The organism is Rhodanobacter sp. FW104-R8, from assembly GCF_001617365.1.
Lineage (GTDB): Bacteria > Pseudomonadota > Gammaproteobacteria > Xanthomonadales > Rhodanobacteraceae > Rhodanobacter.
This window is the reverse complement of sequence record NZ_LVJR01000025.1, coordinates 36,783-61,778: the sequence shown is the minus strand read 5'-3', so window position 1 is coordinate 61,778 and position 24,996 is coordinate 36,783. Positions and strand designations below refer to the sequence as shown.

The 24,996-nt window shown below is 66.5% G+C and carries 29 protein-coding genes and 1 tRNA gene; 22 read left to right on the top strand and 8 right to left on the bottom strand.

Translation table 11 applies throughout. From position 1 onward, the window contains the following. The first annotated feature begins 2 nt into the window (after positions 1-2). The 22 genes from RHOFW104R8_RS07360 (at position 3) to RHOFW104R8_RS17310 (ending at position 18,480) form a co-directional block, all read left to right on the top strand. Positions 3-1,145 carry a hypothetical protein gene (locus tag RHOFW104R8_RS07360; RefSeq protein ID WP_068091234.1) on the top strand — a complete coding sequence of 381 codons (1,143 nt, stop codon included), beginning with the start codon at positions 3-5 and terminating at the stop codon, positions 1,143-1,145. Positions 1,146-1,505: 360 nt separating this feature from the next. After that, positions 1,506-2,543, top strand: a complete 1,038-nt coding sequence (locus RHOFW104R8_RS07355; RefSeq protein WP_068091230.1) for a phage major capsid protein — start codon at positions 1,506-1,508, stop codon at positions 2,541-2,543. Between the two features lie 58 nt (positions 2,544-2,601). Further along, entirely contained in the window at positions 2,602-2,919 is a 318-nt protein-coding gene (locus tag RHOFW104R8_RS07350) for a hypothetical protein (protein ID WP_068091228.1), read from the top strand. Between the two features lie 51 nt (positions 2,920-2,970). After that, positions 2,971-3,348: a hypothetical protein gene (locus RHOFW104R8_RS07345; protein ID WP_068091225.1), complete on the top strand. Its 378-nt coding sequence runs from the start codon at positions 2,971-2,973 to the stop codon at positions 3,346-3,348. Positions 3,349-3,419: 71 nt separating this feature from the next. Continuing rightward, complete coding sequence (locus RHOFW104R8_RS07340; RefSeq protein WP_068091220.1) at positions 3,420-4,505, top strand: hypothetical protein; 1,086 nt, start codon at positions 3,420-3,422, stop codon at positions 4,503-4,505. Beyond that, on the top strand, positions 4,502-5,245 hold the full coding sequence (locus RHOFW104R8_RS07335) for a hypothetical protein (protein WP_068091218.1): 744 nt from the start codon (positions 4,502-4,504) through the stop codon (positions 5,243-5,245). The genes RHOFW104R8_RS07340 and RHOFW104R8_RS07335 overlap by 4 nt, the downstream gene beginning before the upstream one ends. Further along, positions 5,242-8,058: a putative Ig domain-containing protein gene (locus tag RHOFW104R8_RS07330; RefSeq protein WP_068091215.1), complete on the top strand. Its 2,817-nt coding sequence runs from the start codon at positions 5,242-5,244 to the stop codon at positions 8,056-8,058. Before RHOFW104R8_RS07335 ends, RHOFW104R8_RS07330 begins: the two co-directional genes overlap by 4 nt. Beyond that, positions 8,058-8,558, top strand: coding sequence for a hypothetical protein (locus tag RHOFW104R8_RS07325; protein ID WP_235604341.1), 501 nt, complete (start codon positions 8,058-8,060; stop codon positions 8,556-8,558). The genes RHOFW104R8_RS07330 and RHOFW104R8_RS07325 overlap by 1 nt, the downstream gene beginning before the upstream one ends. After that, positions 8,555-9,178 (top strand): hypothetical protein, encoded by a 624-nt coding sequence (locus RHOFW104R8_RS07320; RefSeq protein ID WP_068091212.1) that lies wholly within the window; start codon positions 8,555-8,557, stop codon positions 9,176-9,178. The genes RHOFW104R8_RS07325 and RHOFW104R8_RS07320 overlap by 4 nt, the downstream gene beginning before the upstream one ends. Beyond that, complete coding sequence (locus RHOFW104R8_RS07315) at positions 9,175-9,618, top strand: GNAT family N-acetyltransferase (protein ID WP_068091209.1); 444 nt, start codon at positions 9,175-9,177, stop codon at positions 9,616-9,618. Before RHOFW104R8_RS07320 ends, RHOFW104R8_RS07315 begins: the two co-directional genes overlap by 4 nt. 1 nt (position 9,619) lies before the next feature. Further along, a complete protein-coding gene (locus RHOFW104R8_RS07310) occupies positions 9,620-10,282 on the top strand; it encodes a hypothetical protein (RefSeq protein ID WP_068091207.1) in 663 nt (220 codons plus the stop codon). Next, on the top strand, positions 10,176-11,774 hold the full coding sequence (locus RHOFW104R8_RS07305) for a hypothetical protein (protein ID WP_153021649.1): 1,599 nt from the start codon (positions 10,176-10,178) through the stop codon (positions 11,772-11,774). Before RHOFW104R8_RS07310 ends, RHOFW104R8_RS07305 begins: the two co-directional genes overlap by 107 nt. Then, the gene (locus RHOFW104R8_RS07300; protein ID WP_068091200.1) at positions 11,771-14,050 is read left to right on the top strand and encodes a hypothetical protein; all 2,280 of its coding nucleotides are present in this window, start codon (positions 11,771-11,773) and stop codon (positions 14,048-14,050) included. The genes RHOFW104R8_RS07305 and RHOFW104R8_RS07300 overlap by 4 nt, the downstream gene beginning before the upstream one ends. 112 nt (positions 14,051-14,162) lie before the next feature. Then, complete coding sequence (locus RHOFW104R8_RS07295; RefSeq protein WP_068091191.1) at positions 14,163-14,993, top strand: hypothetical protein; 831 nt, start codon at positions 14,163-14,165, stop codon at positions 14,991-14,993. Position 14,994: 1 nt separating this feature from the next. Further along, complete coding sequence (locus RHOFW104R8_RS07290; protein WP_068091190.1) at positions 14,995-15,819, top strand: hypothetical protein; 825 nt, start codon at positions 14,995-14,997, stop codon at positions 15,817-15,819. A gap of 2 nt (positions 15,820-15,821) precedes the next feature. Beyond that, the gene (locus RHOFW104R8_RS07285; RefSeq protein WP_068091188.1) at positions 15,822-16,142 is read left to right on the top strand and encodes a tail fiber assembly protein; all 321 of its coding nucleotides are present in this window, start codon (positions 15,822-15,824) and stop codon (positions 16,140-16,142) included. Next, positions 16,139-16,462, top strand: coding sequence for a hypothetical protein (locus RHOFW104R8_RS07280; RefSeq protein ID WP_153021648.1), 324 nt, complete (start codon positions 16,139-16,141; stop codon positions 16,460-16,462). The genes RHOFW104R8_RS07285 and RHOFW104R8_RS07280 overlap by 4 nt, the downstream gene beginning before the upstream one ends. Next, positions 16,459-16,701, top strand: a complete 243-nt coding sequence (locus tag RHOFW104R8_RS17575) for a hypothetical protein (protein ID WP_161487758.1) — start codon at positions 16,459-16,461, stop codon at positions 16,699-16,701. Before RHOFW104R8_RS07280 ends, RHOFW104R8_RS17575 begins: the two co-directional genes overlap by 4 nt. Next, positions 16,698-17,234 (top strand): glycoside hydrolase family 19 protein, encoded by a 537-nt coding sequence (locus tag RHOFW104R8_RS07270; protein WP_068091181.1) that lies wholly within the window; start codon positions 16,698-16,700, stop codon positions 17,232-17,234. The genes RHOFW104R8_RS17575 and RHOFW104R8_RS07270 overlap by 4 nt, the downstream gene beginning before the upstream one ends. Beyond that, positions 17,231-17,524, top strand: a complete 294-nt coding sequence (locus RHOFW104R8_RS07265) for a hypothetical protein (RefSeq protein WP_068091179.1) — start codon at positions 17,231-17,233, stop codon at positions 17,522-17,524. Before RHOFW104R8_RS07270 ends, RHOFW104R8_RS07265 begins: the two co-directional genes overlap by 4 nt. Then, the gene (locus RHOFW104R8_RS07260; protein WP_068091175.1) at positions 17,508-17,696 is read left to right on the top strand and encodes a hypothetical protein; all 189 of its coding nucleotides are present in this window, start codon (positions 17,508-17,510) and stop codon (positions 17,694-17,696) included. The genes RHOFW104R8_RS07265 and RHOFW104R8_RS07260 overlap by 17 nt, the downstream gene beginning before the upstream one ends. 283 nt (positions 17,697-17,979) lie before the next feature. Then, positions 17,980-18,480: a hypothetical protein gene (locus tag RHOFW104R8_RS17310; RefSeq protein WP_153021646.1), complete on the top strand. Its 501-nt coding sequence runs from the start codon at positions 17,980-17,982 to the stop codon at positions 18,478-18,480. A gap of 42 nt (positions 18,481-18,522) precedes the next feature. Here the strand turns inward: RHOFW104R8_RS17310 and RHOFW104R8_RS07250 are convergent. The 8 genes from RHOFW104R8_RS07250 to ccmE all read right to left on the bottom strand — a co-directional run bounded on the left by RHOFW104R8_RS07250 (position 18,523) and on the right by ccmE (position 24,976). Continuing rightward, positions 18,523-18,608 (bottom strand) — tRNA-Leu (locus RHOFW104R8_RS07250). Positions 18,609-18,635: 27 nt separating this feature from the next. Then, complete coding sequence (locus tag RHOFW104R8_RS07245) at positions 18,636-19,217, bottom strand: cysteine dioxygenase family protein (protein WP_068091170.1); 582 nt, start codon at positions 19,215-19,217, stop codon at positions 18,636-18,638. A 49-nt stretch (positions 19,218-19,266) separates the two neighbouring features. Continuing rightward, on the bottom strand, positions 19,267-20,376 hold the full coding sequence (locus tag RHOFW104R8_RS07240) for a homoserine O-acetyltransferase (protein WP_068091168.1): 1,110 nt from the start codon (positions 20,374-20,376) through the stop codon (positions 19,267-19,269). A gap of 2 nt (positions 20,377-20,378) precedes the next feature. After that, the gene (locus RHOFW104R8_RS07235; RefSeq protein ID WP_068091166.1) at positions 20,379-21,428 is read right to left on the bottom strand and encodes a tetratricopeptide repeat protein; all 1,050 of its coding nucleotides are present in this window, start codon (positions 21,426-21,428) and stop codon (positions 20,379-20,381) included. After that, entirely contained in the window at positions 21,425-21,850 is a 426-nt protein-coding gene (locus RHOFW104R8_RS07230) for a cytochrome c-type biogenesis protein (protein ID WP_068091162.1), read from the bottom strand. The genes RHOFW104R8_RS07235 and RHOFW104R8_RS07230 overlap by 4 nt, the downstream gene beginning before the upstream one ends. 140 nt (positions 21,851-21,990) lie before the next feature. Further along, the gene (locus RHOFW104R8_RS07225; RefSeq protein WP_068091161.1) at positions 21,991-22,533 is read right to left on the bottom strand and encodes a DsbE family thiol:disulfide interchange protein; all 543 of its coding nucleotides are present in this window, start codon (positions 22,531-22,533) and stop codon (positions 21,991-21,993) included. Further along, positions 22,530-24,509 carry a heme lyase CcmF/NrfE family subunit gene (locus RHOFW104R8_RS07220; RefSeq protein WP_068091159.1) on the bottom strand — a complete coding sequence of 660 codons (1,980 nt, stop codon included), beginning with the start codon at positions 24,507-24,509 and terminating at the stop codon, positions 22,530-22,532. Before RHOFW104R8_RS07220 ends, RHOFW104R8_RS07225 begins: the two co-directional genes overlap by 4 nt. Next, positions 24,506-24,976, bottom strand: coding sequence for a cytochrome c maturation protein CcmE (gene ccmE / locus RHOFW104R8_RS07215; RefSeq protein ID WP_201028721.1), 471 nt, complete (start codon positions 24,974-24,976; stop codon positions 24,506-24,508). The genes RHOFW104R8_RS07220 and ccmE overlap by 4 nt, the downstream gene beginning before the upstream one ends. Positions 24,977-24,996 lie beyond the last annotated feature (20 nt).

Below are 24,996 nucleotides of genomic sequence, written 5' to 3'. Positions count from 1 at the left end.
CCATGGACCACGAACTGATCGAAGGCCAGCCGGCCGCGCCGGCTACCGATACCACGACCGCCGCGCCTGCCGCGCCCGAGCCGTCTGCCGAAGAGGCGGCGCTCGCCGCGATGGATGAGGGGCTGAGCACGGCCGCCGAGCCTGCCGAAGCTGCGGCGCCGGTTACCGAAGCCGCCAAGGACCCGGTCGCCGATCCTGCTGCCGCGCCCGTCCCCGGAACCGCTGAGGCGGTGGCTGCTGATGCCGATGCCGCTGCGGCTGCGAAGGCTGCCGAGGCCAAGCCCGCGCCGGATGAAACCACCGAGGCCGAGATCAAAGCGCTGGGGCTCAAGGAGGGCAAGTCGTCCGAGCGCTTCCGCGAGATGGCCGGCGAGATCAAGGCGATGGCGCCGATCAAGGAGGCGCTGGAGAAAGCCGGCATCAAGGACGTGGCGCAGCTGCCCGAGCTGGTGCAGCACGCGACCGATTACAAGGAGCTGATCGGCATGGTGCAGGACACCGGCGCCACGCCCCAGCAGTACGGAATGACGCTGGATTACCTGAAAGTGGTCAACGCGGCGAACGGTGGCGATCGCGCCGCCGCCGAACAGGCGTATGCGATCGTCAGCGGCGAAATGGCCGCCCTGGCCAAGCTGCTCGGTAAGGAAGTGCCCGGCCTGCACGATCCACTGGCCGATCACCCGGACCTGCAGCAGCAGATCAACATGGGCGAGATCAGCCGACCGGCGGCGCTGGAACTTGCCGCGCTCCGGCAGGCCCAGGCGCTCGACAGCGGCCGGCGCCAGATCGAGAACCAGCGCCACGACGCGCAGGCCGAGCAGCAACGCGGCGTCGAGGGACTGAACGCCCTGGGCGCGGAGCTTTCCGCTGATCCGCAGTACGCGCAGAAGGCGCCCGTGCTGGTCGCCGCGTTGCGCGCGATGCAGGAAACCACGCCGCCGGCGAAATGGGTCGAGACGGCGCGCAAGATCTACGCCGGCATCCCGGCCATGGCGGTCGCGGCGGCGCCGGCACCTGCTCCAGCGCCAGCGCGCGTCACGCCCGGACCGGTGCGCGGCGGCGCCGTCCGTCCCGCGGTGGTTCCGGTCACCGACGACCCGTTCGAAGCGATGGAGCAAGGCATTGCCGCGGCCAACGGCGGCTGACCACTTCCCTTTGCTGCGCGCTCCTAGGTGGATATGCGGGGTAAGTGCCAACGGCAGGCGTCCCGTCGCAGCGATCATTTGAGGGGCCCAGCCGGCGGTGGCCTCAAACACCGGCAGCGGGAGGCGTAGCTTCCGCGTTGCGGTGAAAGAGGTTCTCCCTGCGCTGATCCCGTACCCCGCTTCGGCGGGGTGTTTTTTCGGTGCCGTTGACGCCTTGCGCAAACCGTGCAGAGTCACAACCGCGCACGACAAAGCGCACCACGCACGCTGTACGCCGGAGTCGCGCCCGGTAGGGCTGTACTGAGGATTCGCCTCCCTCGACGTGGATGGATCACACCCCATCACTTCGAGGTTACGACCATGCCCTTTACCGCCGCACAGATTGCGACCGGCTCGACCTACTCGCTGGCCACGTTCCAGAAGAAAGAGCCGATCGACCAGATCAACATCCAGCACGTCACGCTGGACTGGCTGATCAAGAACAAGGAGCTGTCGACGTTCGGCAACGGCTCGTTCAAGGAGCCGATCTTCGTCAACAACGGCTCCAACGCGCAGAACTACTTCGGCGCCGACCAGGTCACCTACAACGAGCGCAACCCGGCCAAGTGGACGGACTTCGGCTACGCCAACCTGCACGACGGCTTCTGGTTCGACGAGGACCGCCTGATCGCCGCTGGCATCCACCTGTCCGACGACAGCGCGTCGGTGCCGACCGCCGCCGAGAAGGAGTCGCTGGTCAACCTGCTCGGCCAGTCCTTCCGCGGGCTGAAGGCCGGCACGCAGGAAGCGCTGGCATTCGAATACCTGCGCGACGGCTCGCAGTCGGCGAAGGCGATCCCGGGCCTGGCCAACCTAATCAAGCTGGCGCCGGCCACCGGCGTCGTTGGCGGCATCGACGCGGCCACCAATACGTACTGGCGCAACAACACGAACACGGCGATCGTGGCGGCGAACGTCATCGCCCAGATGGAGCTCACCTGGAAGGATTGCATGCGTTACGGTGGCATGCTGCCGGACTTCATCGTCTGCGGTCAGGCGTTCTACGAGAACTACGTGGCGCAGTCCGTGTCGGCGGTGCAGCGTCATCTGGCGGTGCAGGGCAAGGGCGGCGCGGCGCTGGATGCGAGCGTGGAGGCGGTGAACTTCCACGGCATCCCGCTCAAGTGGGATCCGACGTTCGAGGCGCTGGACGCGCTGATGAGCACCACCACGCAGACCAAGACCTGCTACTTCCTCAACAGCAAGGCGCTGAAGCTGCGCCCGCTGAAGGGGGAGTGGATGCGCAACCGCAAGCCGGAAGGCTTGCCGGACCGCTACGTCACCTACTTCGGCCTCACGTCGAAGTACGGCCTGACCACCAACAAGCGCAACGCGCTCGCGGTGCTGACCATCGCCTGATCCACCGCCCGGCCTCACCCGCCGGGCGTCTCCCTTTTTGCAGAAGAGGCAAAGTCCCATGAGCAAGCTCAAAGTTCTCGGCGAGGCCATCTCGCTGACCTCCGCCGTCGCGCAGACCGCCGTCGCCATGAATGCCACCCCGTTCGCGCCCAACTTCAACGGCATCGTCACCGTGCATCTGGCCGGCGCCACGGGCACGCCGACCGTCAAGGTGCAGGGATCCAGCGATGGCGGCACGACCTGGGTCGATCTGGTCACCGTCACCGCGATCACCGGCCTGGTCAAGAAGGATGAGGTCACGATCTACGCGCTGATGCGCCTGAACGTCTCCGCCGTGGGCACCGCGGGAACCTGCTCGGCGTACCTGGAGGCGTGACCTTCCCGGCGCCCTTCGGGGCGCCATTCCCTGTGGCTACCGGAGATACCTGTGGACGATTCCATTATCTGCAAGCTGGTCGAGGTGCATATCGAACGCGGTCGCGACGTGCTGACCGTGGCCGTGCCGAAACACGAGATCGACGTGCTGCGCGCGGTGCATGGCCCGTCGAACGTGCGCGAAGGCGACATCACCAACCAGGAAGTTGAACTGTCGAACAGCGCCGACGCCGAGTTCGCGCGACTGCAGAACAAGTACCGGCGCGTCAATGCGTCCGACCCGGTGGGCATCGCCTACCGCATCGGCCCGAAGGGCTTGGAGGATTTCGGCTTCGAGTTGGGGCGCGGCGTGCGCGAGGCGCCACCGCAGTCGGGTGTGCGCACGCATGCGCCTGCACCGGCGGCGAAGGACAAGCCGGCGGCGAAGTAACCGGCGGCATCGTGTGGTTGCCGACAACGGCCCGGCTGAAAGGTCGGGCCGTCTTTGTATGAGGCATAGGCATGGCTGAAACCATCTACAACTGCGACTGCAACGACACCACCAACAACAAGACGCTGAAGCAGCTGCGCGACGACATGATGATCCGCCTCGGCTTCGCCGCGCAGGTCAACAACCCGCCGCCCGGTATGGCCGCGCTGCTGAACAGCTTCCTGATCGAGGCGCAGGAGCTGCTGTACCGGCGCTACGAGGTGTTGCGCACCGAGCGGTTCTATTCGTGGGCGCTGCAGGCCGGCGTGCGCATGTACGCCCCGGCCAATAATGACGAGGCGGCAGTGCTGCCGACGCCGACGCTGGCAGCGTTCACCACGGCCACCGCAGGCGGAACACTGGCGGCTGGAACGTACTCCTACCGGGTGGCTGCGAAGAACGCCAATGGAACCACGCTGGCTTCTGCGGCGGCGACCATCGCCACGACTGGCACGACCAGCACGGTTACTGTGAACTGGAATGCCGTTGTAGCGCCCACAGGGGCCTCTCCTGTCACGGGTTACGACATCTATGGCCGCACGGCTGGCGGCGAGCTGCTGCTTGCCAGCGTGGGGCTGGTGACGACCTACACAGACACCGGAGCAGCCGCCACGTCCGGCGCACTGCCGACAGCGAATACCACCGCGATCTGCCCCAAGACGCTCGACCCGCGCAAGGTGACATGGGTTGGTGTGGTTCGCGATGGCCTCTGGTGCCCGCTGATTTGCGGCATCGAACCCGAGATGTACTCGGTCAACGGCAACGGCAACGGCAACGGCTGGCCGCTGCGCTACGAAATCCGCCAATGCATCGAGGTCTGGCCGGCGCCGAGCGCCACCAAAGGCAGCATGGTGATCAAGGGTCATTTCGGGCTGGAAGCGTTCGCCGCCGACACCGACAAGACCACGATAGACGACCGGCTGGTGTTTCTGCTGGCGCTCTCCAACGCCAAGGCGCACTACGGCCGGCCGGATGCCGGCAACTACGTGCAGGAACTGGAAACCCTGATGGGCAACCTGGTCGCCGGCAGCCACCAGACACGGCGCTATCTGCCCGGCCATGACCGCCGGCAGGACTACGTGTATTCGCGGCCCACGCCGACGGTGCCTTTCGCATGACCGACATCAACCTCAATGCGCTGAAGACCGGCATCAACCGGCTGCGCACGAAGGGCGGCGCCGACCCGTCGAGCCTGTACGACCTGGTGAACGGTTACGTGACCATCGACGGCTCGATCCAGTCGCGGCCAGGCACAGTGCGGGACGCGGTGCTGCCGGCTGGAACGAAGGGACTGTGCGCCTTCAATGGCGGCATGGTGGTGTTCTCCAATTCGCCGAAAACGATGCCGGCGGGCTACACCTGCGAAGTGCTGACGCACCCCACGGATGACACGCAAACCATCGCCAAGATCCATTTCGCCGCGCCGTTCATGGGCTTCATCTACGTGGCGGCCGAATTCGCCAACGGCGATGTTTTCCACTACTGGCTGCAGTCCGGGGGCACCTGGACGGCGTCCACCATGTACAAGGTGGGCGATACCGTCCTGCCGACCGTGCGCAACGGGCTGCGCTACCATACGGTGCTGAAATCCAACCCTGCCGCGTGGGCGCCGAACGTGCCGCGCGCTGTCGGCGACGTGGTGCAGCCGACCGTCTACAACGGGTGGAAATACACGGTGGTCGAGGTGGATGGCGCCAGCCCATCGTCTGGCGCCACCGAGCCGGATTGGCCGAAGCTCAACGGCGCGCAAGTCTCGGAGGATGTCGACAGCACGCCCGCACCCGCGCCGCCGCCATCCACGCCCGGCGCGCCCGGCGGCAATCGTTACAGCAACCCGAAGCTGCGGTACAACGTATGACCGATATCTGGCAGCCCGGCAAAACCTATGTGCCCGGGGCGCTCGTCAAGCCGTCCAGCACCACGACGGTTGCGCAGCCACAACCGACCAACGGCGACTTCGAAACCGGCAACCTGACCGGCTGGTCGCAGGGCGCGAGCCGATGGGCGAACACCAGCACGACGCCATACGCCGGCACGAAATGCGTCGTGCTGTCCGGTACCGGCATCGACTCGCTCAACAACACGAACATCGTCCCGGTGAGGGTGGGGCAGCGCATCACCGCGCAAGCGATGGCGAAGCTGACCAACAACGGCACGAATGACCAGGGCGCGCAAATCATCATCGTCTGGCTGGACGCCAGCAATGTGGAGATTCCGGGCGCCGCCACGCTCGGCACTCTGATCTACGGTCAGGGCGGTTACTGGAAGCCGACGACCGCCACTGGCACCGCGCCCGCCGGCGCCGCGAAAGCCTTCATCCGCCTCAACGGCAACAACGGCACGCACGGCGGCACGCTGGAGTTCGACCAGGTCAGCTGGGACTACGCCTATCAAGCGCCGCCGCCGGGCCTGATCTTCAAGGCGACGCAGGCAGCGCCGGGAAAGAGTGGATCGGCCGAGCCGACCTGGCCGACGACTGCCGGCATCTCGGTCACCGACAACGCGGTGACCTGGCAGGGCGTGATCGCCTCGCGCGTGGTCTGGAAGGCGTCGCCGATCATGCAGACGGGCGCAACCGAGCCTGTCTGGCCAACGGTTGTTGGCGCGATCGTGCATGACGGCAACATGGACTGGATTGCCGTCAGCAGCCAGATCACCGACCCGAACTGCCCGCACAGCAAGGTCGTGGCGATCATGGCGAGCAAGGTGTTCGCCGCGGACAAGGACATCGTGCGATTCAGCGCGACCGTGAACCCGCTGGACTGGTCGAGCGCGCAGGACGCCGGCTACCTGCCGACCGGGCTGCAGCAGGCCAACAGCAACGACATGGCGGTGCTGGCGCCGTACCGCTCCAACCTGACCGCCTTCAACGCGTCCAGCTTCCAGAACTGGCAGGTCGACCCCGATCCGGCAGCAATGAGCCTGCTCGACCAGTTGGAAAGCATCGGCTCGACGTGGCAGCACGCTGCGCAGCCGGTGGGCAATGACCTGTTCTACCTGAGCCAGCTCGGCGTGCGCAGCGTGGGTATCGCGGTGGGCACGGACAACCTGGCGGCAGGTGATATCGGCATGCCGGTGGATGTGCTGGTGCGGGCGTCCGTGTCGCTACTGAACGACGGGATCATGCCTTGCTCAACCTACTATCCGAGCGCAGGACAGTATTGGATTTCATTTCAGCACCTCACGCTACAGCTTACGGGGGGGCCGAAAGATGGCGCGATTGGCGACCAGGCAAACGGAAGCTACCGGGTAAGCGGGGCGGTTCGCGGCTATTCGGTGGCCGTTGTATCGGGAGGGCTTCCTTCCGGCATCACTCTGCTGGCTACCGGCACGTACTCGGGCGCGTATACCACTGCCGGAACGTACACCTGGACGGTACGTGCTACCGATGGTGCGGGTCGATATGTTGATCTAGAACAGAGCCTCACCGTCAATCCAGGGGTTGTGATCGCTCTGCTGCATTTCGACACCGACATGACGACCGATGCGACTGGTCGGGCGTGGACGGTCAGCCCGTGGACCGAACAGATTGGGTATGCCCCCAAGCTCACCTGGCCTCAGTGGGATGGATCGACCTATGCGTCTGGTCCCGGCTCGTTCCGTATGTCGCGCGCCGGCACCACGCAGTCGCCCGAACAAGGCTTCTACTACGGCCAGGCGCGCATGTACTCGGCGCTGGGGACTTCTGGCGCGATCGACAGCACGACGGACTTCTGTGTCGAAGGTCTCGTGCGACGCGATCCGGGAGACGACAACAGCGGTGGGAACACGATGTTCCTGGATTTCGGCATTCAACTGTGGGCTACGCAGTCGAATACGGTTCCCCGCTCGGTATCTCTGCAAAACGTGCCAGCCGGCATGACTGTCACGTATACGACGGTGGATCGCACCATTCCCACGGATCGGTTCATCCACTTCGCACTGGTCAGGGCGGGATCGACCATCACTCTGTGGTGGGGCGGACAAGCGGCGGCCACGGTTTCCAGTGCGCAATTGCTGACGCTGGCGTCGACGTTCCCCGTGTCCCTTGGCACAAGTCAGAGCTCATACACGGCATGGCAAATGCCCGGCTGGCTCGATGAAATACGCATCACCAAAGGCTGGGCGCGCTACACGCAGGCGTTCACGCCGCCGAGTGGGCCTGTTGGTAGCGGCACCACGCCAGCGGTGACCATCGACCAGAGCACGGCGGATGTCTACGTCCACACCCTCAACGGCGGCAAAGGCAAGTGGTCGCGCTACCTGTTCCCGTGGTCCGTTGATGCCTTCGCGCAGCGTGGCAACAATCTGTATATCCGCCACGGCGACGAGGTGTCGGTGGTCAGTGAGGATGTGGCGACCGATAACGTGGCCGGCGTGCCGACCAACTTCGCCGGGTTGGTGCAGTGGGCGTGGCTGGACAACGGGCAGCCGGGGGTGACGAAGATGCTCGAAAGCCTCGACTACGTCGGCACCGGCCAAGGCCCGAGCTTGTCCATCGGCTACGACCAGCGCGACGCCAGTGCGTTCACCACGCCCTACCTGATCGACCCGGACACCTTGCCGGGCGACCCGATCCCGATCCCCGTGGCAGCGCCGACCTTCAGCATCAAGCTGGACTTTGCCGGCGGCAAGGCATGGACGGTCAATGCGGTGACGCTTCACCTCGACGCCATGCGAGGGCAACCGTGATGGCCGACGGAAACCAGCTCCCCGAGATCCGCCTTGGCATGCCGATCGTGCAGGACTTTGCCTACATCGCCGCCCACATGCGGCCGGACGAGATCGCGCAGTATCTGGCGCTGACCGGGCTGCCGGAATACGTGCCGGACGTGGCGGCGCGATCGCTGGTCGCCTCGCCGGGGAGCCAGTTCGTGATGGTGGGTCGCGATGGGCTGCCGGTGCTGGTCGGCGGTTTCTGCCCCGTCCGCGCCGGCGTGTACGAGGGCTGGCTGGCGGGAACACCGCAGGGCTGGGCGAATCACTGGCGCGCGATGACGAAGGTGTGCCGCGGCCTGATGGATGACCTGCTGTCCAACGGCGCGCACCGCATCGAGACGTTCGCGCTGGCCAGCCGCACGCAGGCGCACGCGTGGTACGAGCGCAGCCTGTTGATGCAGCGCGAAGGCGTGTTGCGCGGGTATTTCGCCGACGGCCAGGACGCGGTGGCATTTGCGAGGATCAAGGCATGAGCAGTGGCGGCAACAAAGCAGCGAAGGAAGCCAATGCGGCCGAGGCGCAGCGGCAGGCCGCTATTCGCGGCACGCAGTCGCGCGTCAATCAGGTCTTCAACGACCCGAAGCGCCAGGCGGACATCAACGACTTCGTCAACGCGACGCGCAGCTACTACCAGCAGGATCTGGACCGCCAGAAAGGCAACGCCGACCGCGGCCTCAAGTTCGCGCTGGCGCGGTCCGGCCTGACCGGCGGCAGCACGCAGGTCGATCAGCAGCAGCAGCTGGGGCAAGACTACGGCCGCGGCTTGCTGCAGGTCGAGCAGAAGGCGCAGGGCGCCGGCGCCAGCCTGTCCGCCGCTGATCAGGATGCGCGGTCCCGGCTGATTTCGCTGGCGACCAGCGGGCTGGATGCCACGACAGCCGCACAGCAGGCATCGGCGGCGATGCGCTCGAATCTGGAGGCTGGCAGGTCGGAAGCGCAGCTTGGCAGCCTCGCCGATTCGTTCGGGCAAACGAATAGCTTCCTGCAGAACGTGAAGGATCAGCAGAAGTTCCGCCAGGGCTATCTCGACGGGACGCCGGGCGGCAAGCGTGTCGCGCTCTACGGCGGCGCCAGCGGAGGGTACGGCGGATGATCAGGCAGGCGACGCACGACGACATTCCGCGCATCGTGGAGATGGCGGGGCGCTTCTACGCGCAGACCCGCTACGCCAGCATTGCGCCGATGGCGGAAGAGTCGGCCGCGGGGCTGGCGATCGTGATGATGGAGCAGGGCGTCATGCTGATTGCGGAGGCCGAGGGCGCCGTGGTGGGCATGGTCGGCCTGTTCATCGAGCCCTTCACCTTCAACATCGCCAAGGCGATGGCCACGGAGCTGGTCTGGTGGGTCGAGCCAGAACACCAGCGCTCCGGCATTGGTGCCGAACTGCTGGCTGCCATCGAGCCCGCGTGCCGCGCCAAGGGCGCCGACATGATCCGCATGATGTGCCTTGCAGGCCAGTGCGAAGGCGCGGAGGCGATCTATTCCCGCATGGGCTACACGCCCAGCGAACACGCCTACACGAAGGTGCTCTGACATGGCTATCGCAACCTCTACCGCCATCGGCCTTGCCCTTGCTGCCGCAGCTGCTGGCGGCCAGTACTACAACACCACGAAGACCGCAGAGCGCCAGGACAATCAGGCTGCGCTCGGCATTCGCAACCAGTCGCGCATCCAGAAGGAAGCGGACGCCAAGGTCAACGACGCCGTTGCCAGGCTGGCCGACAGCAATGCGGCATCGGCCAAGCAGTCTCGCCTCGACGACTACATGAACGTGTTGCGTCGCAACCGGTCGACCGTCGAAAACGGCCTGACGCCAAACATCGGCAGCGACACGTTCAAGACCGACGCCGCCACTGCCGCCAACGACGCCAGCAGCTACGCCGACAAGACCGCCGGCTTGATGGCACGCATGGACGCGCCGGGCATCCAGCGGCAGCAGGAGGGCTTCGACTACGGCAACCTCGCCACGGACATCGGCCTGATCGGGCGCGAGTCGCAGGGCCAGAACTTCCTCGATCAGCTGAAGCTGGGGCGGATCCGGCGCAACGCGAAGATCGACCTTGCTTCCGGCCTCATGTCGGCCGCGGCGGGTGGCGTGGCGTCAGGCGGCACATCGGCGGCATCTGGCGCAGGCAACGCATACGGCAACACGCTGTCAGCCGGTGGCGGACTCACCTACAACATGCCGAGCTACTGAGGGATTCACCATGCCTACCGGCGCACAAAATCTCGGCTCGCAACTCGGCCAGCTCATCTTCGGGCAGCCCGACGACGGCAAAGCCTACTATCAGGGCCAGGCGCTCGGCGCGCAGGTAGCTGACCGCATGGCGTCAGCACGCAAGAATCGTGCGGATGCGATGATCGGCGAGGATCGTCTGGACGCTCGGCAAGGGATAAACCCCGGCGCGCTGACGACAGCGGGCTATGCGCCGGATCAGGCGGGGTTGCTCGGCAGCATCCTGCGCAGCAACGATGTGGTCGACCTTGGCAAGCTTGGCGTCTTGCAGGCGCCGACCGCTGGCAAGGCGCTGGCGGATGCGGCAGACGCCACGCGCCTGGGTGACATTGCGATGGCGAACCGGCAGCTGGCGCTGGCGCAGGGCAAGCCGCTGGAAGCCACGAAGGTGGATCAGGGCCAGGTATTCAACCCCTACGCCGCGCCGGATCAACCGATCCAGATGACCGCGCTGGGCGATGCGATGGTGGGTGATAAGCGAGCCTCGGCGGCGCAGCACTATGCCGGCGCACAGTCCGATCTGGCGCATGCGCGACTGTTCGACAAACAGACGTCGGTGGGCGGCTTCAACCCGCGCGCCGGCGGCGATGGCGGCCTGCCGGTGCCAGCGGCCAACCCGAACGGTCCGCACGGGGATGCGTACCTGCAAGCCATCGACCCGACCAAGGCGGCGCAGGTCAAGGCGCTGGCCGAGGGCCGCATGGCCTTCCCGACCGGCACCGCGCTCAAGTCAGCGTACTGGCAGGGCATGCTGCAGGACGTGGCGCAGTACGACCCGACGTTCGACGCGGTGAACTACAACGCGCGCGCCGGCACGCGCAAGGCGTTCACCTCCGGACCGGAGTCGCGCACCGTCAACTCACTGAACACCGTGGCCGAGCATCTGGGCACGCTGTCGGATTACGCGGGTGACCTCAACAACACAGGCTTTCAGCCGTACAACAAGCTCAAGAACGCCGTCGCCGCCACGTTCGGTGACCCGGACATCGCCAAGTTCAACACGGCGAAAAAGGCCGTAGCCGACGAGGTCGCCAAAGTGTGGCGCGCCTCGGGTGGCTCGCAGATGGATATCGAAGAGAACCTGAAGAACCTGGATGGCGCGCAGTCGCCGGAACAGCTCAACGCGGCCATCGGCACGCTCACCAAGCTGATCGGCGGCAAGGTGGCGGCGCTGCAGGACCAGTACACGTCTGGCATGGGCACGACGAAGGATCTCCGGCCGCTCGTCAGCCCGGAAGCGCGTGGCGCGTTCGACAAGACCATGCAGCGGTCGGGTCTGGCGCAGGATGACTTCGGCAACATCGGCGACGCGTTGCAGGCCGCTCCAGCACCGCAGACGCCTGCGCCGGCGCAAGGTGGCTTCCAGATCGGCCAGATCATCATGCACAACGGCAAGCCCTACCGCGTGACCGGTGGCGACCCGAATGACCCCGACGTGGAGCCGGTGCAATGAAGCTTTCCGAATTGACCGCGGCTCCGCAGCAGACGGCGAGCTCGCCGGCGCGCATGAAGCTGTCCGATCTGACCGGACAGGCGCCGGCCGCACCGGTCGAGCAGCTGCCGACGCAGGTGGTGCACGCCGGTGACCAGCAGCGGGCGGAGCAGGGCGCCAACCGCACCATTGCGATCAACGACTCGCTCGGCAGCTCGCCGCTCGGCCTGGTTGCAGCGCTCGCCAACCTGGCGCGGATGAAAACGGACGCCAGCCTGCCGGAAGATTCGACGCTGCGGAAAGTGGTCGACACGACGGCAGACAACGCCATCGGCGCACCGGTGGCGGCCATGCATCACGCGCAGAACATCCCCGTGGGCCTGGGGCAGCTTGTGGCGCACGGGATCGGCGGCGGCGCAGCGGATGCTGCAGATCGCTTCGCACGCGACCGGGAAGAGACGTATCAGAGCGGCATCCCGACCAACCCCGGTAGCGTGGCAGGTGCCATCGTGGGCGAGGTTGCGCCGTTCGCCGCCGGTATCGGCTCGCTGCGTGCCGCTGGCGTGATCCCGAAGGCCGAGACGACCCTGCAGAAGCTCGGCCAGCTGGCCGTGGAAGGCGGCGCGATCGGCGCGGCACAGCCGGCGCTCGGTGACGGCAGCTTCGCGGCCCAGAAGGCGCTGCAGGTCGGCACGGGCGCCGCGACCGGCCCTGTTCTGCACGGCATCGGCAAAGGTGCCGGCGCCATCCGCAGCGGCGTCAGTGACGTGCTGGAGCATGTCCGCGACCCGCAGGCCATCGCCGACCGGCAGATCCTGGCCCGCTTCGGCAACGACCCGCAGGCCGTGGCGAACCTTCGCGCGGCTGTGCCGGATGTTCCCGGGGAGCGCCTGACCGCGGCGCAGGCCAACCCGTCGCCCGAAGCGGTGGCGCAGGAGCGCGTGTTGCGGAACAACCCGGCGACGGCGGCCGACTTCGTGCGCGGCGACAACGCCAACAACGCGGCGCGGATGGACGTCGTGACCAAGCTGGCCGGGACGGATGCCGACCTGGAGGCGGCCAAGCTGGCGCGCAAGCAGGCGGCGCAGCCATTCATCGACCAGCACTTGACGCCGGCCACGCCGGAGATCCGCTGGAACGATGCCGGCAAACAGATCGACGACGCGCTGAATAAGCCGATGACCCGCGGCGATGACTACCGGGCGTTGCAGGAGGCCCGCGGCATCGTCGCCAAGGTGAAGGGCGGCACGCTGCAAGAAGATGACGCCTACCCGATGCTGCAGGAGCTGGAGCAAAGCGTCAGCTCGCCAAGGGCACAGAAGGCATTTGCGAGCGCGTTCGGCAGCATCGACCGCAACATGATCGACCCGACGCCCATCATCAACCAGCTCGCGCTGCTGCGGAACACGGGTCAGGGAGCGCGAGCCACGATCCGGCCGGCACTGGATGCCATTGCCAACACGATCAAGGAGTCACAGAATACCCGTGGGAAGGTTCCCGTCGATGTTCTTGACTCGGTGCGGCAGAACATCAAGGACTACATCGTCAAGCCCAATGGCGCACTCGCCTCCGGTCAGGAAATCGCGGCCCTTGATCCCGTCAAAGCCAAGCTTACGGCGCTTATCGACGCCCACGCACCGGGGTATTCTGATTACCTGGCGACGTACGCGCGCAACTCCGAACCGATCAATACCATGGAGTCGGTACGGAAGCTTCTTGATCCAAACAGCCCTCATAGCCTTAACGCTGCTGGCGATCCACAGCTTGCAATTACTCGTCTTCGGCAAGTTCTGAGGGGCGACGACAAGGCGCGTTACCCGATGTCGGATGCCGCACGCAAGCAGCTCGACGCCGTGCGCGCCAGCCTCGAGCGGCGCATGATCTCCGACAACAAGCTCGCCGCATCCGGGCCCGGCACCGCGGCCGATCTGCAAGCTGGCCAAGGTTCCGCGATTGGCCGCGGGCTGTTCGGTGACCCGCTCGCCGGCAAACCCGGTGCGCTGTCGCGGTCCATCGGCATCGGCCTGGGCGGCACGCTCGGTCACATGATCCCGGTACCGGGGGCTGGCATTGCCGGCGCCATGCTCGGCGGACTGCTGCCGGAAGCAGCGCAGGGCGTGAACGCGAAGATCGCACAGCGCATCGGATCGACAGCGCTGGATTCGCAGGCAACCGCTGACTCGATCGAGCGGGCGTTGCTGAAGCAGGCGCAGAAGAAGAAGCCTGGCGCGCTCGGCGACCTTCTCATGCTGGAAGGCCAGGTGCATGGAGCGCAAAGCCAGGGGCAGCGGCCGTAAATCCTCGGCCACGAGTCAGCGTTGCTGGACGGGATGGTTTCACTGGCGGCTTCGGTCGCCCTTTCTTTTGCCCTGCCGTTGACCCCTTGCCGCACTTGGTCACGCTTCCGGCATGGCCCGAGTCCGCGTCCCCGTCCACCGCACCAGCCCGACGCAGTCGGTACTGATCGACCCTGCGGCGACTGTTGGCGCGCAGATCGGCGTGAACCTTCTGCTACCCGATGGCACGGTAGGCACGCTCGCGCAGCTGGCCGCGCTGTTCGGCAGCACAGCGACCGCCGGCACCGGCACGATCACCACCACCGATGATCTGGAAGAAGGCCAGTGGAACCTGTGGTTCACCAGCCGGCGCGCGCAGGACGCGGTGGGCGGCATCCTGGCCAACTCGACCAACGTCACCCTGGCCTACGTCGGCGGCACGTCCATCACGGCCGACCTGACCGCCTTGACGGACTCGGGTGCCGGCGCCCTGCTGGCGACCACCTTCGACGCCAAGGGCCGCAAGACCGGATCGCGGGCGGCGACCATCACCGGCACCGCGGGCCGCATCACGGTCGCCAACGGCGACGCCTCGGCGGGGCTGCCGACGATCGACCTGGCCATGGTGACCGACGCCGGCGGCGGCACGCTGCAGCGCTTTGTGCGCGATGCATGGGGGCGACTGTCCGGCACCAGCGCAGCGACCACCACCGACCTGGCCGAAGGCGCAAACCTCTACTTCACCGCCGCACGCGTGCTGGCGACGGTACTGGCTGGTCTGTCCACCGCCACGAACGCCGTCATTGCCGCGACCGATACGGTGCTCGGCGCGCTGGGCAAACTGCAGGCGCAGATCAGCGCGAACAAGGCCACCTCCGATGCCGTCCATGCATCATTTCTGACCACCATCGCCGGCACGCCCATCGTCACGCAGGCCGGTGACTTCATCACGGTGACAAACTGACATGCCGAACCTCGCGAGTCTCCCCGCAGCAGACCTTCAGGCCGGCGCGGACAACTGGAATCGTGGTTTTAAGAACTACCTCATCAACGGCGACTTCGCGATCAACCAGCGCGTGTTCGCGGGCGGGGCGTTAGCGGCAGGCGTCTACGGGTTCGATCGCTGGAAAGCGGGTACCGGCGGCTGCAATATCTCGCTGAGCGCGGGCGTGCTGACGCATACTAGCGGCCCGCTGGTGCAGGTGATCGAAGCGCCTGACCTGGCCGGCAAAACGATCACGGTGAGCGTCGACGCGCTGACCGGCGGCAACCTGACGGTGAACGTGGAGGGGGTGATCGGCACCATCGTCGCAGGCAGCGGCCGCGTCGGTGTGGCCGTCGCAGTGCCTGCCGGCAGCACCGGCAACGTGACGCTGACGCTGACGCCGGCAGGCGCGGCGGTCACCTACAAGCGCGTGCAGATCGAACTGGGCAGCGTGGCGACGGAGTTTGAGTGGCGGCCGTCGCAGATTGAACTGAGTTTGTGCCAGCGTTACGGCGAAGCTGTGAACGGCCCGCAGATTTTAGGTTTCGCGTTTTCAGCCACGGACATGATGGCTGGATACAACTTCGCCATGACGAAGAGATCAGCCCCGACAATAACGAATAAGGCTTTTGGCACGATAATCGGAAACGGGGTTGCTGTTGGGATAGCAACAGCTATTGCATTCACTGCCGCCACGCCTACAGTGAATGGATTCACTGCCGATATCACACCGCCGTCTAACCTTGTTCAAGGGTACGGTTATGTGTACCGGGGATTTTCCATCTTTGCCGACGCAGAGCTTTGATCATGTACCAACTTACCCAAAACCCCGATCTGGTCATCCGCCTCGCTGACGGCACGAGTATCCCGCGTGGGCATCGCTGGTGGGATGACTACGAGGCGTGGCTGGCTGCTGGCAACACGCCGCAGCCAGCGCCTGATACGCGCGCCGCTGATGCCCGCGCCAAGCGCGACGGGCTTATTGCCGCCTGCGACTGGACGCAGATGCCCGACTCGCCGCTGATGGCTACGCAGAAGACCGCATGGGCAACCTATCGCCAGGCGCTGCGCGATGTGCCAGCGCAGGCGGGGTTCCCAGCGGCGATCGACTGGCCGGTGACGCCATGACCGATTACGAGCGTCACCTACCACCGCTGCATGACCACCACGACAAAGACTGGAGCGCATCCGTGCGAATGATTATGCAGGGGCTGATCCTCGCCGGTGTCTTGTGGCTCGCGTCATCCATCAATAATCAAAGCTCGGCGATTATCAAGCTGCAGGTGCAGGTGGAATCCCTGCAGATGACGCTGGGCGATATTCCTAGCCTGAATAATCGCGTGACGAAACTCGAAAGCAATCAGAACGAGTTAATCCGCCGGCAAAATGCCGATGATGCGCGGTGGGAACAACTCAATAACGCGAAAGTGAAGGGGTGGACGCGATGAATCTTGTGAGCGATGCGCGCCAGTGGTGGCGCTGGCACAGCACCTACGTGTTCGCGGCGCTGGCACTCTTGCCGTCCGTGTGGCTGGCCTCGCCAGAGCTGCGCGCAATGCTGCCGGCGTCCGTGGTGGCGATGATCGAGCCGCCGCTGGCGGTGCTGGGCTTCCTGTTGCGCATCCGGCAACAGGCGTCGCTACTGCCGAAGCCGCCCGATGACGCCGGCCAGAGTGCCGCGCCGTGAACGTGCAGCAGCTGGCGGATGCCACCGGGGCCACGCTCAACCGCGCACTGCTGTGGTTGGCTCCGTTGGTGGATGCTATGCACGAGTTCGGCATCGACACGCCAGCAAGGCGATCGGCCTTCCTCGCGCAGATCGGCCACGAGAGTGGCGGCCTGCGCAATACCCGTGAGTTGTGGGGGCCAACGCCGGCACAGGTGCGTTACGAGGGGCGCGCGGACCTCGGCAATACGCAGCCAGGCGACGGATCGAGGTACCGTGGCCGCGGCCTGATCCAGATCACCGGGCGGGCGAACTATGCCGCTGCCGGCAAGGCGTTGCACCTGGACTTGATCGGCCATCCGGAAATCCTCGAAGAACCCGACATGGCCGCCCTGTCTGCGGCTTGGTGGTGGACGTCGCACGGGCTGAATGCGCTGGCGGACAAGAAGGATTTCGTGCGGATCACCCGGATCATCAACGGCGGCACCAACGGCCTCGCCGACCGCCTCGCGCGATGGGATTCGGCACGGAAGGCGCTGGGGGTGGCGGTATGACCCTCTGGCTGAAACTCAAGGGCTACCTGATCGCTGCGGGTGCGCTGCTGGCCGCACTGGGCGCCGCTGTGCTGTACGGACGCGCCAAGGGCAAGGCAGCGGAGCAGGTCAAGACGCGAGCCGCGCAGGAGGCCGCCACGGCGGCCACAGAGCAGGTCAAGGCCAACGAGGTGCGCCATGAAGTCGAAGTCGAAACCGCTAGGCTGCCCGACGCTCCGCCGCAGAAAGTGGCAGACGCTGACCCTGCCTCTGCTGCTGGCAAGCTTCGCGATGATGGCTGGGTGCGCTGACCGCGTCGTCGTCAAGACGGACTTCTGCACGCCGTGGAAGCCGATTTTCGTCAGCCGCGCAGATGTGCTGACCGATCCGACTGCCAAGGCGATCCGCGACCACGACGAGACCGGCGTCAAGCTGGGCTGCTGGCCGGCACCGAAGAAGGCGAAACCCGCACCGAAGCCGTAGGCATCCGCCGACATCGTTTGCGAATCCGGCTGAATAACTTGCAAGTCGCCCGCCGACAGAACCATTTTCCCGACGTCGGGATAATGGATAATGCCCCGGCCGTCAGGCCTCATCCGGCGATAGTCAGCCACCGTGGCGACGTGCGATCAGGCGCGGGCCGATGGCCGGGGCAACTCGCGGGATTGCGGTGCACCGGCAGGATTGCTCCGCTATTAATCGTCGCTTCTGATATCATCAAACCATGGGAAGAAGAAAAACGGTAAGCACGGATTTGCCTCCACGAATGCGCGGCAGAAGAAGGCGCGAAGGGGCAAAGCTGATCTATTACTACTGCGGCCGAGACCGTAAAGAAATCCCACTGGGAACCGATCTTGGTTTGGCGCTTGCTCGGTACAAGGAGCTGAATTCCGAGCCAGTCACCAATGCGGCGATGCCGAGCGGATTTGCGAAGGGCTTGTTTTCGCAGACGGCAAAAAGGGCGCGCCGCCGTGGCTTGCCATTCACGCTCACACTAACGGATGTTGAAGAAATGCTCGCGGAGCAAGATGGTCGGTGCGCCGTCTCCGGGATCAGATTCTCGGCTTCTGTCTATCTGGGTCAACGCATCCGGCCTTGGGTTCCTAGCGTCGACAGGCGCAAGCCAGCGGAAGGCTACACCCGCGACAATGTTCGCATCGTTTGCGCTGCGGTGAACCTGTCGATCAACCAGTTTGGCGATGAAGTTTTCTACAGGATCGCCACCGGTGTTGTGAAGAATCGGCAGAAATTGCGTATCACGAGGTAAAACGCGGTGCAACTTGCGCGGCGCACCATCGCTTGAAACCCTTGGTACCGGTGAGAGGACTCGAACCTCCACTGTGTCACCACAAGCGGATTTTGAGTCCGCCGCGTCTACCATTCCGCCACACCGGCATGTGCGAGCGGGGAATTATGCCGGGTTCAGTGCACGCGGTCGAGACCCAGCTGGCGCACGTCGCGGCCGTACCAGCGGTATTCCGGCAGCGGCCGGAACACCGAGCAGCGGGTCATCGGGCCGGAATAGATGTGCAGGCTGACGGTGACCGCGCTGTCGCTGGGGTTGCAGATGCTGTGGTATTCGTGCGGCGGGATCAGGCTGCCGGCCGAGCCGGCGCCGGCCTGGATCGAGCCGACCGGCTGGAAGCAGTAGCGCTGCGCATCGTGCTCGACCAGCTCGTACTGCACGATCTCCAGCGCACCGTTCCACACGCCCTCGACGCACCACATGCCGTCGTGGTCGTGGATCGGCGTGCCCTGGCCCGGCCCCCAGGTCATCGCCACCACGCAGTAGCCGTGCTCCTCGCTGCGGTACAGCTCGCGGCGGGCGTAGTGGTCGGGGTTGGCCTCGAACACGCAGTCGGGCAGGGTGACGGCGTTGTCGCGGATCAGCCTGCACAGGCTGTGGCGCAGGCTGTCGGTGAGCTCGTGGGTGGTGGGCTTGGCCACGGCGGCGTCGATCGCGTCGATCAGGGTGCGGCTGCCGGGAAAATCCAGGGTGAGCATGACGGTCTCGGTCGGATGCGTGATGGAACGGATCTTACCAGCGCAGCGGTCAGGAGGCCGGCAGCCGGTTCAGGAAGCCGCCGATCGCGCGACTGTAGTTGTCGATGTCGACCAGGAAGGCGTCGTGTCCCTGCGGCGAATCCAGCGCCACGAACTCCACCCGCGCGCCGGCCGCTTCCAGGCCTTCCGCGATCTGTTCCTGCTGCTGCAGCGGGAACAGGATGTCGGTGCTGACGCCGATCACCATCGCCTGCTCGATACAGATGCGCTTGAGCCCTTCGAGCACGCTGCCGCGGCCGTACTCGGCGATATCGAACCAGTCGCTGGCGCGCGACAGGTACAGGTAGCTGTTCGGGTCGAAGTGGCGCACGAAGCGGCGGGCGTGGCCTTCGAGGTAGGATTCCACCTGGAACTCGCGGCCGAACGGCTCGTCCTCGCGCTGTTCCGGATCGAGCCGGATGCGCGCGAAGCGGCCGTTCCATTCCATCGCCGAGCGATAGGTGATCACGCCGAGCTTGCGCGCGATGCTCATGCCGATGTCGGGATAGCTGGCGTCGTCGTAGCGGCCCTCGTTCCAGTGCGGGTCGAGCCGGATCGCCTCGCGCTGCAGCGAACGGATCGCGATGGCGAACGGCTGCGCCTGCGGCGCGGTGTCCACGCTGATGTGCGCGCGCACGCTGTGCGGGTGCAGCAGCATGTAGGCCAGCGCGCTCATGCCGCCCATCGAGCAGCCGATCAGGCAGGCGAGTTGGCCGATGCCGAGGCTGGCGACCACGGCGTGCGCCGCGTTGGCGACGTCCTCCAGCGCCAGTTCGGGAAAGCTCAGCCGGTACGGTTCGCCGGTGGCCGGGTCGATCGAGGCAGGGCAGGTGGAGCCCTTGTCGCTGCCCAGCGAGTTCACGCAGATCGCGAACCAGCGCGTGGTGTCGATCGCCTTGCCGGGGCCGGCCATTTCCTGCCACCAGCCCGGCGCGGGATCCTCCTCGCAGGAGGTCATGTGCGCACTGGGCGACAGCCCGGTCAGCACCAGCACGGCGTTGTCGCGCGCCGCGTTCAGCGTGCCCCAGGTCTCGTAGGCGACGTGCGCACCGTGCAGCTCGCCGCCGCGCTTCATCGCGAACGGCGAGGGCAGGGCGAAATAGCGGCGCGCGTCGCCCATCGTCAGTGCACCTTGTCGATGTTGATCTTGACCGGCGCCTTGCTGTCCACCGCGACCACGCCAGCGTCGCCTTCCAGGTCGCCGGGCTGGGCGATTGGCTGGCCGCTGCGGCTGATCCGCGCGCCGACGAAGACGCGCTGGACCGAGGACAGCCTGAACGCCGGCGTCATCGCCATCGCGTCGGAAAGGGTGACGGTGGCGGGCAACTGGGCCGGGTCGATCTTGGCGACGGCCAGCGGCATCGGCGGGCCGTTCTCTGCACGGGCATAGACGAACAGCGCATCGCCGGGGGCGAGCTTGTCCTTCAGCGCCGGCGCCAGCGTCACCTGCACCTGCAGGGCGGCGCCCTGCGGGGCAGGTGCGGCGGCGCTACTCGATGCGCTGGCCGGGGCGCCGCCGGCGCGTGCGTCGGCGACGGCGATCTGTTCGGCAACCGCCTTCGCCACCGACGAGCCGGGCTCCAGCTGCGGCAGCAGCAGGCGCCAGGTGGCGGCGGCCTCGCGGTATTCGCCGCGCTGGAAGTTGCCGATGCCCAGCAGCCACAGGCCGCGCTGGCTGTCGGGGTGCAACTGCACGGCGCGCTTGAGCAGTTCCAGCGCACGTCCCTCGATCAGGTGGTCGTTGCGCGTCATCGAATCGTTCTCGGCCCAGCCGATCATCGCCTCGGCGTTGTTGGGGTCGAGTTTCAGCGCGTGGTCGAACGCATCGCGCGCATCGGCCGGCTGGCGCAGCATGCTGCTGGTCTGCGCCAGCAGCATCCAGCCCTGCAGGTCGTCCGGCTGCTGCTGCAGGTGCGTACGCAGTTCGGCGATCGCCTGCGGCAGGCTGATCGGCGCGGGCTGGGCGGTCACCCCGTTCAGGGCGGCGGGCGTACCCACCAGCAGGTACAGCGCGCCGGCGCCCAGCGGCAGCACCAGGGCGATCAGCAGGCTCGTCACGAACACGCTGCGCGGCCGACCGGACTTGCGGCCCTGGCGCATCAGCGGCAGCAACAGCACGGCCAGCGCCACGGCGATCATCGCGGCAGCGGCAATGATAAAAACGGTCTTCACCAGTCGTCCCCGTTATCGGTGGGTGCCTCGGCGACGCTGTCGCCGCGGTTGCGCCGGCGGATCGCCGCCAGCACCACGCCGGTGCCGCCGCACAGGACCAGCAGCGGGCCGAACCAGAGTAGCCAGGTGCCCGGTTTCAGCGGCGGGTCGTACAGTACGAAATCGGAATAGCGCGCGACCAGGTACTGCTTGATTTCCTCGTCGCTCTTGCCCTGCTGCATCATCCGGAAGATCTGGTTGCGCAGGTCGCGCGCGATCGGCGCGTTGGAGTCGGCCAGCGTCTCGTTCTGGCACATCGGGCAGCGCAACTGGTGGGTGAGGTGCTGGAAGCGCAGCTCCTGCGCGTGGTCCCGGAACGGCATCGGCTCGATCGCCTGCGCATGCGCGACACCGGCAAACGTGAGCAACACCACGAAGATCACTCGCAGGAGCCCGCTTGCGGGCGATGCTCTCTTCACGGGATTCGGGATTCGGGATAGCCAGACATTCGTCTGTTGAGAGCCGGGCTCTGCAAAAGCAGGAGCATCGCCCGCAAGCGGGCTCCTACAAGGGTGGTGGCGCGTCACGGCGCCTCCTTCAGCATCGCCGCGATCGCCGGTTTGAGTTCCTTCGCCACCACGCCCTGGGTCAGCGGGCCGATGTGCTTGTAGCGGATCACGCCCTTCGCGTCGATCAGGAAGCTTTCCGGCGCGCCGTACACGCCGAAGTCGATCGCGGTCTGGCCGGGTTCGTCGGCGATCAGCAGGTCGTACGGGTTGCCGTGCCTGGCCAGCCAGTTCTTCGCGTCGGCCGGGGCGTCCTTGTAGTTGTAGCCGACCAGCGTCACGCCGAGGGACGGGCCCTCGGCGGTCAGCACCGGGTGCTCCACGCCGCACTCGATGCACCAGCTGGCGAACACGTTGAGCAGGTAGGGCTTGCCCAGCAGGTCGGCCTTGCCCACCGTCTGCGCGGGCTCGTACAGCTTGGGCAGGTTGAAGGCCGGGGCCGGCTTGTTCAGCAGCGGCGTGGGGATCGCGTTCGGGTCGTGCCGGGTATTCCACCAGATGCCGAAGCCGAACAGCCCGACCAGCAGCATGAAACCGATGAAGGGAAGCAGCCGGTTCATGCGCGGTTTTCCTGCACCTGCAGGCCGGCGACGGCGCCGGTTTCGGTTTCGGCGCCGCGCTTGAGGCGGAAGCGCTTGTCGGTGGCACAGACCAGGCCGCCCAGCATCATCAGCAGGCCGCCGGCCCAGATCCAGCGAACGAACGGCTTGTAGTACAGCCGCAGCGCCCAGGCGCCTTCGACGTTGCCGGCATCCATCGGTTCGCCCAGCGCCACGTACAGGTCGCGGGTGACGCCGGCGTCAACCGCCGATTCGGTCTGCACCTGGCCGCGCAGGTAGGTGCGCTTCTGCGGGTGCATCACGGTGAGTTCCCTGCCGTCGCGGATGACCGTGACCACGCCCTGGTCGGCCTTCCAGTTCGGGCCGTTGGCGCGGTGCACGCCGTCGAAGCGGAACTCGTAGCTGCCGATGTGCTGGCTCTCGCCCGGCGCCATGCGCACGTCGCGGGTCACGCTGAGCGACTCGGACAGCAGCACGCCGGCCACGAACACGCCCACGCCCAGGTGCGCCAGCAGCATGCCGGCCATCTCGGCCGGGTAGCGGCGGCCGCGCGGCAGTTCACGCCAGCGCTTCAGCGCGTACAGCAACACGCCGGCGATCACCCATGCCGCCGCCGCCACGCCGGCGATCGCCTTGAGCTGGCCGTCGACGAGGAAGGCCGCCGCGATCGCGCAGGCCGCCGCGGCGACGCCGGCGCGCAGCAGCACCTGCCCGATCGCCGGCGCCTCGCCCTTGCCCCAGCGCAGGAACGGGCCGAACGGCAGCAGCAGCACCACCGGCAGCATCAGCAGCGGGAACAGGAAGCCGAAGTAGGGCGGGCCCACCGAGATCCGGCCCAGGTTCAGCGCGTCGCCGATCAGCGGGAACAGCGTGCCCAGCAGCACCATCGCCGCGGCCACCGCGAACATCAGGTTGCCGATCAGCAGCACCGTTTCGCGCGAGAGCACCTTGAACGGCTTGCCGCCCAGCACCTGCGGTGCCCTGAGGGCATACAGCAGCAGCGAGCCGCCGACCACGATGGTGAGGAAGGCCAGGATGAAGATGCCGCGGCGCGGATCGGAGGCGAACGCGTGCACCGAGGTGAGCACGCCCGAGCGCACCAGGAAGGTGCCGAGCAGGCTCAGCGAGAACGCGAAGATCGACAGCAGGATGGTCCACGCGCGCAGCGAGCCGCGCTTCTCAGTCACCGCCTGCGCATGGATCAGCGCCGCGCCGACCAGCCACGGCATGAAGCTGGCGTTCTCCACCGGGTCCCAGAACCACCAACCGCCCCAGCCCAGCTCGGCGTAGGCCCACCAACTGCCGGCGACGATGCCGCAGGTGAGGAAGGCCCAGGCGATATTCGTCCACGGTCGTGCCCAGCGCACCCAGGCCTGCTCCAGCTCGCCACCGAGCAGGGCGGCGATCGAGAACGCGAACGCCACCGAGAAGCCGACGTAGCCCATGTACAGCATCGGCGGGTGGAAGGTCATGCCCGGATCCTGCAGCACCGGGTTGAGATCCGCGCCGTCTCCCGGCATCGGCAGCAGCCGGCCGAACGGGTTGGAGGTGAAGATGATGAAGGCGAGGAAGCCCACCGCGATCAGCCCCATCACGGCGATCACGCGCGAGGCGAACACCTCGGGCAGCTTCTGGCTGAACGCGGCCAGCGCCACCGTCCACACGTTGAGGATGAAGATCCACAGCAGCAGCGAACCCTCGTGCGCACCCCACACCGCGGCGATGCGGTAGTACCACGGCAGCGCCAGGTTCGAGTTGTCGGCCACGTACTGCACCGAGAAGTCGAAGCGCAGGAACGCCCACGCCAGGATGCCGAACGCCATCGCCACGAACACCGCCTGGCCCACCGCGGCCGGGCGCGCCACCGCCATCAGCGCGCGGTTGCCGCGCCACGCGCCGAGCAGCGGCAGGATGCTCTGCGCCAGCGCCAGCAGCAGGGCGAGGATGAGCGCGAGCTGGCCGAGTTCGGGGGTCATGGCAGCTTGTCCTGCACGGCGGCCGCTTCCTCGATCTTCTTGTCCGCGTGCGCCTTGGCCATGGCGTCCTTCAGCTCCTTCGGCATGTAGGTCTCGTCATGCTTGGCCAGCACTTCGGTGGCCACGAAGTGGGCATTGTCCATGTGGCCGGTGGCGATCACCGACTGGTTGTCGCGGAACAGGTCCGGCAGGATGCCGGTGTACTCCACCGGCATCGCGCCGCCGGCATCGACCACGGTGAAGGTGACCTTGAGCGAGTCGCTGGCACGCTGGATCGAGCCGGCCTTGACCATGCCGCCGAGCCGGAACGTCTTGTAGCCGGCGGCCTCGCCCGACTGCACCTGGCTCGGCGTGAGCAGGTAGTTCATGTTGTTCTGCAGCGCCAGCACGACCAGCACGGCGGCGACGGCGGCCGCGGCGAGGATCGACAGCACGATGGTGAGCCGGCGCTTGCGGGTGGGATTCATGGGCATGGCGATCGACCGCC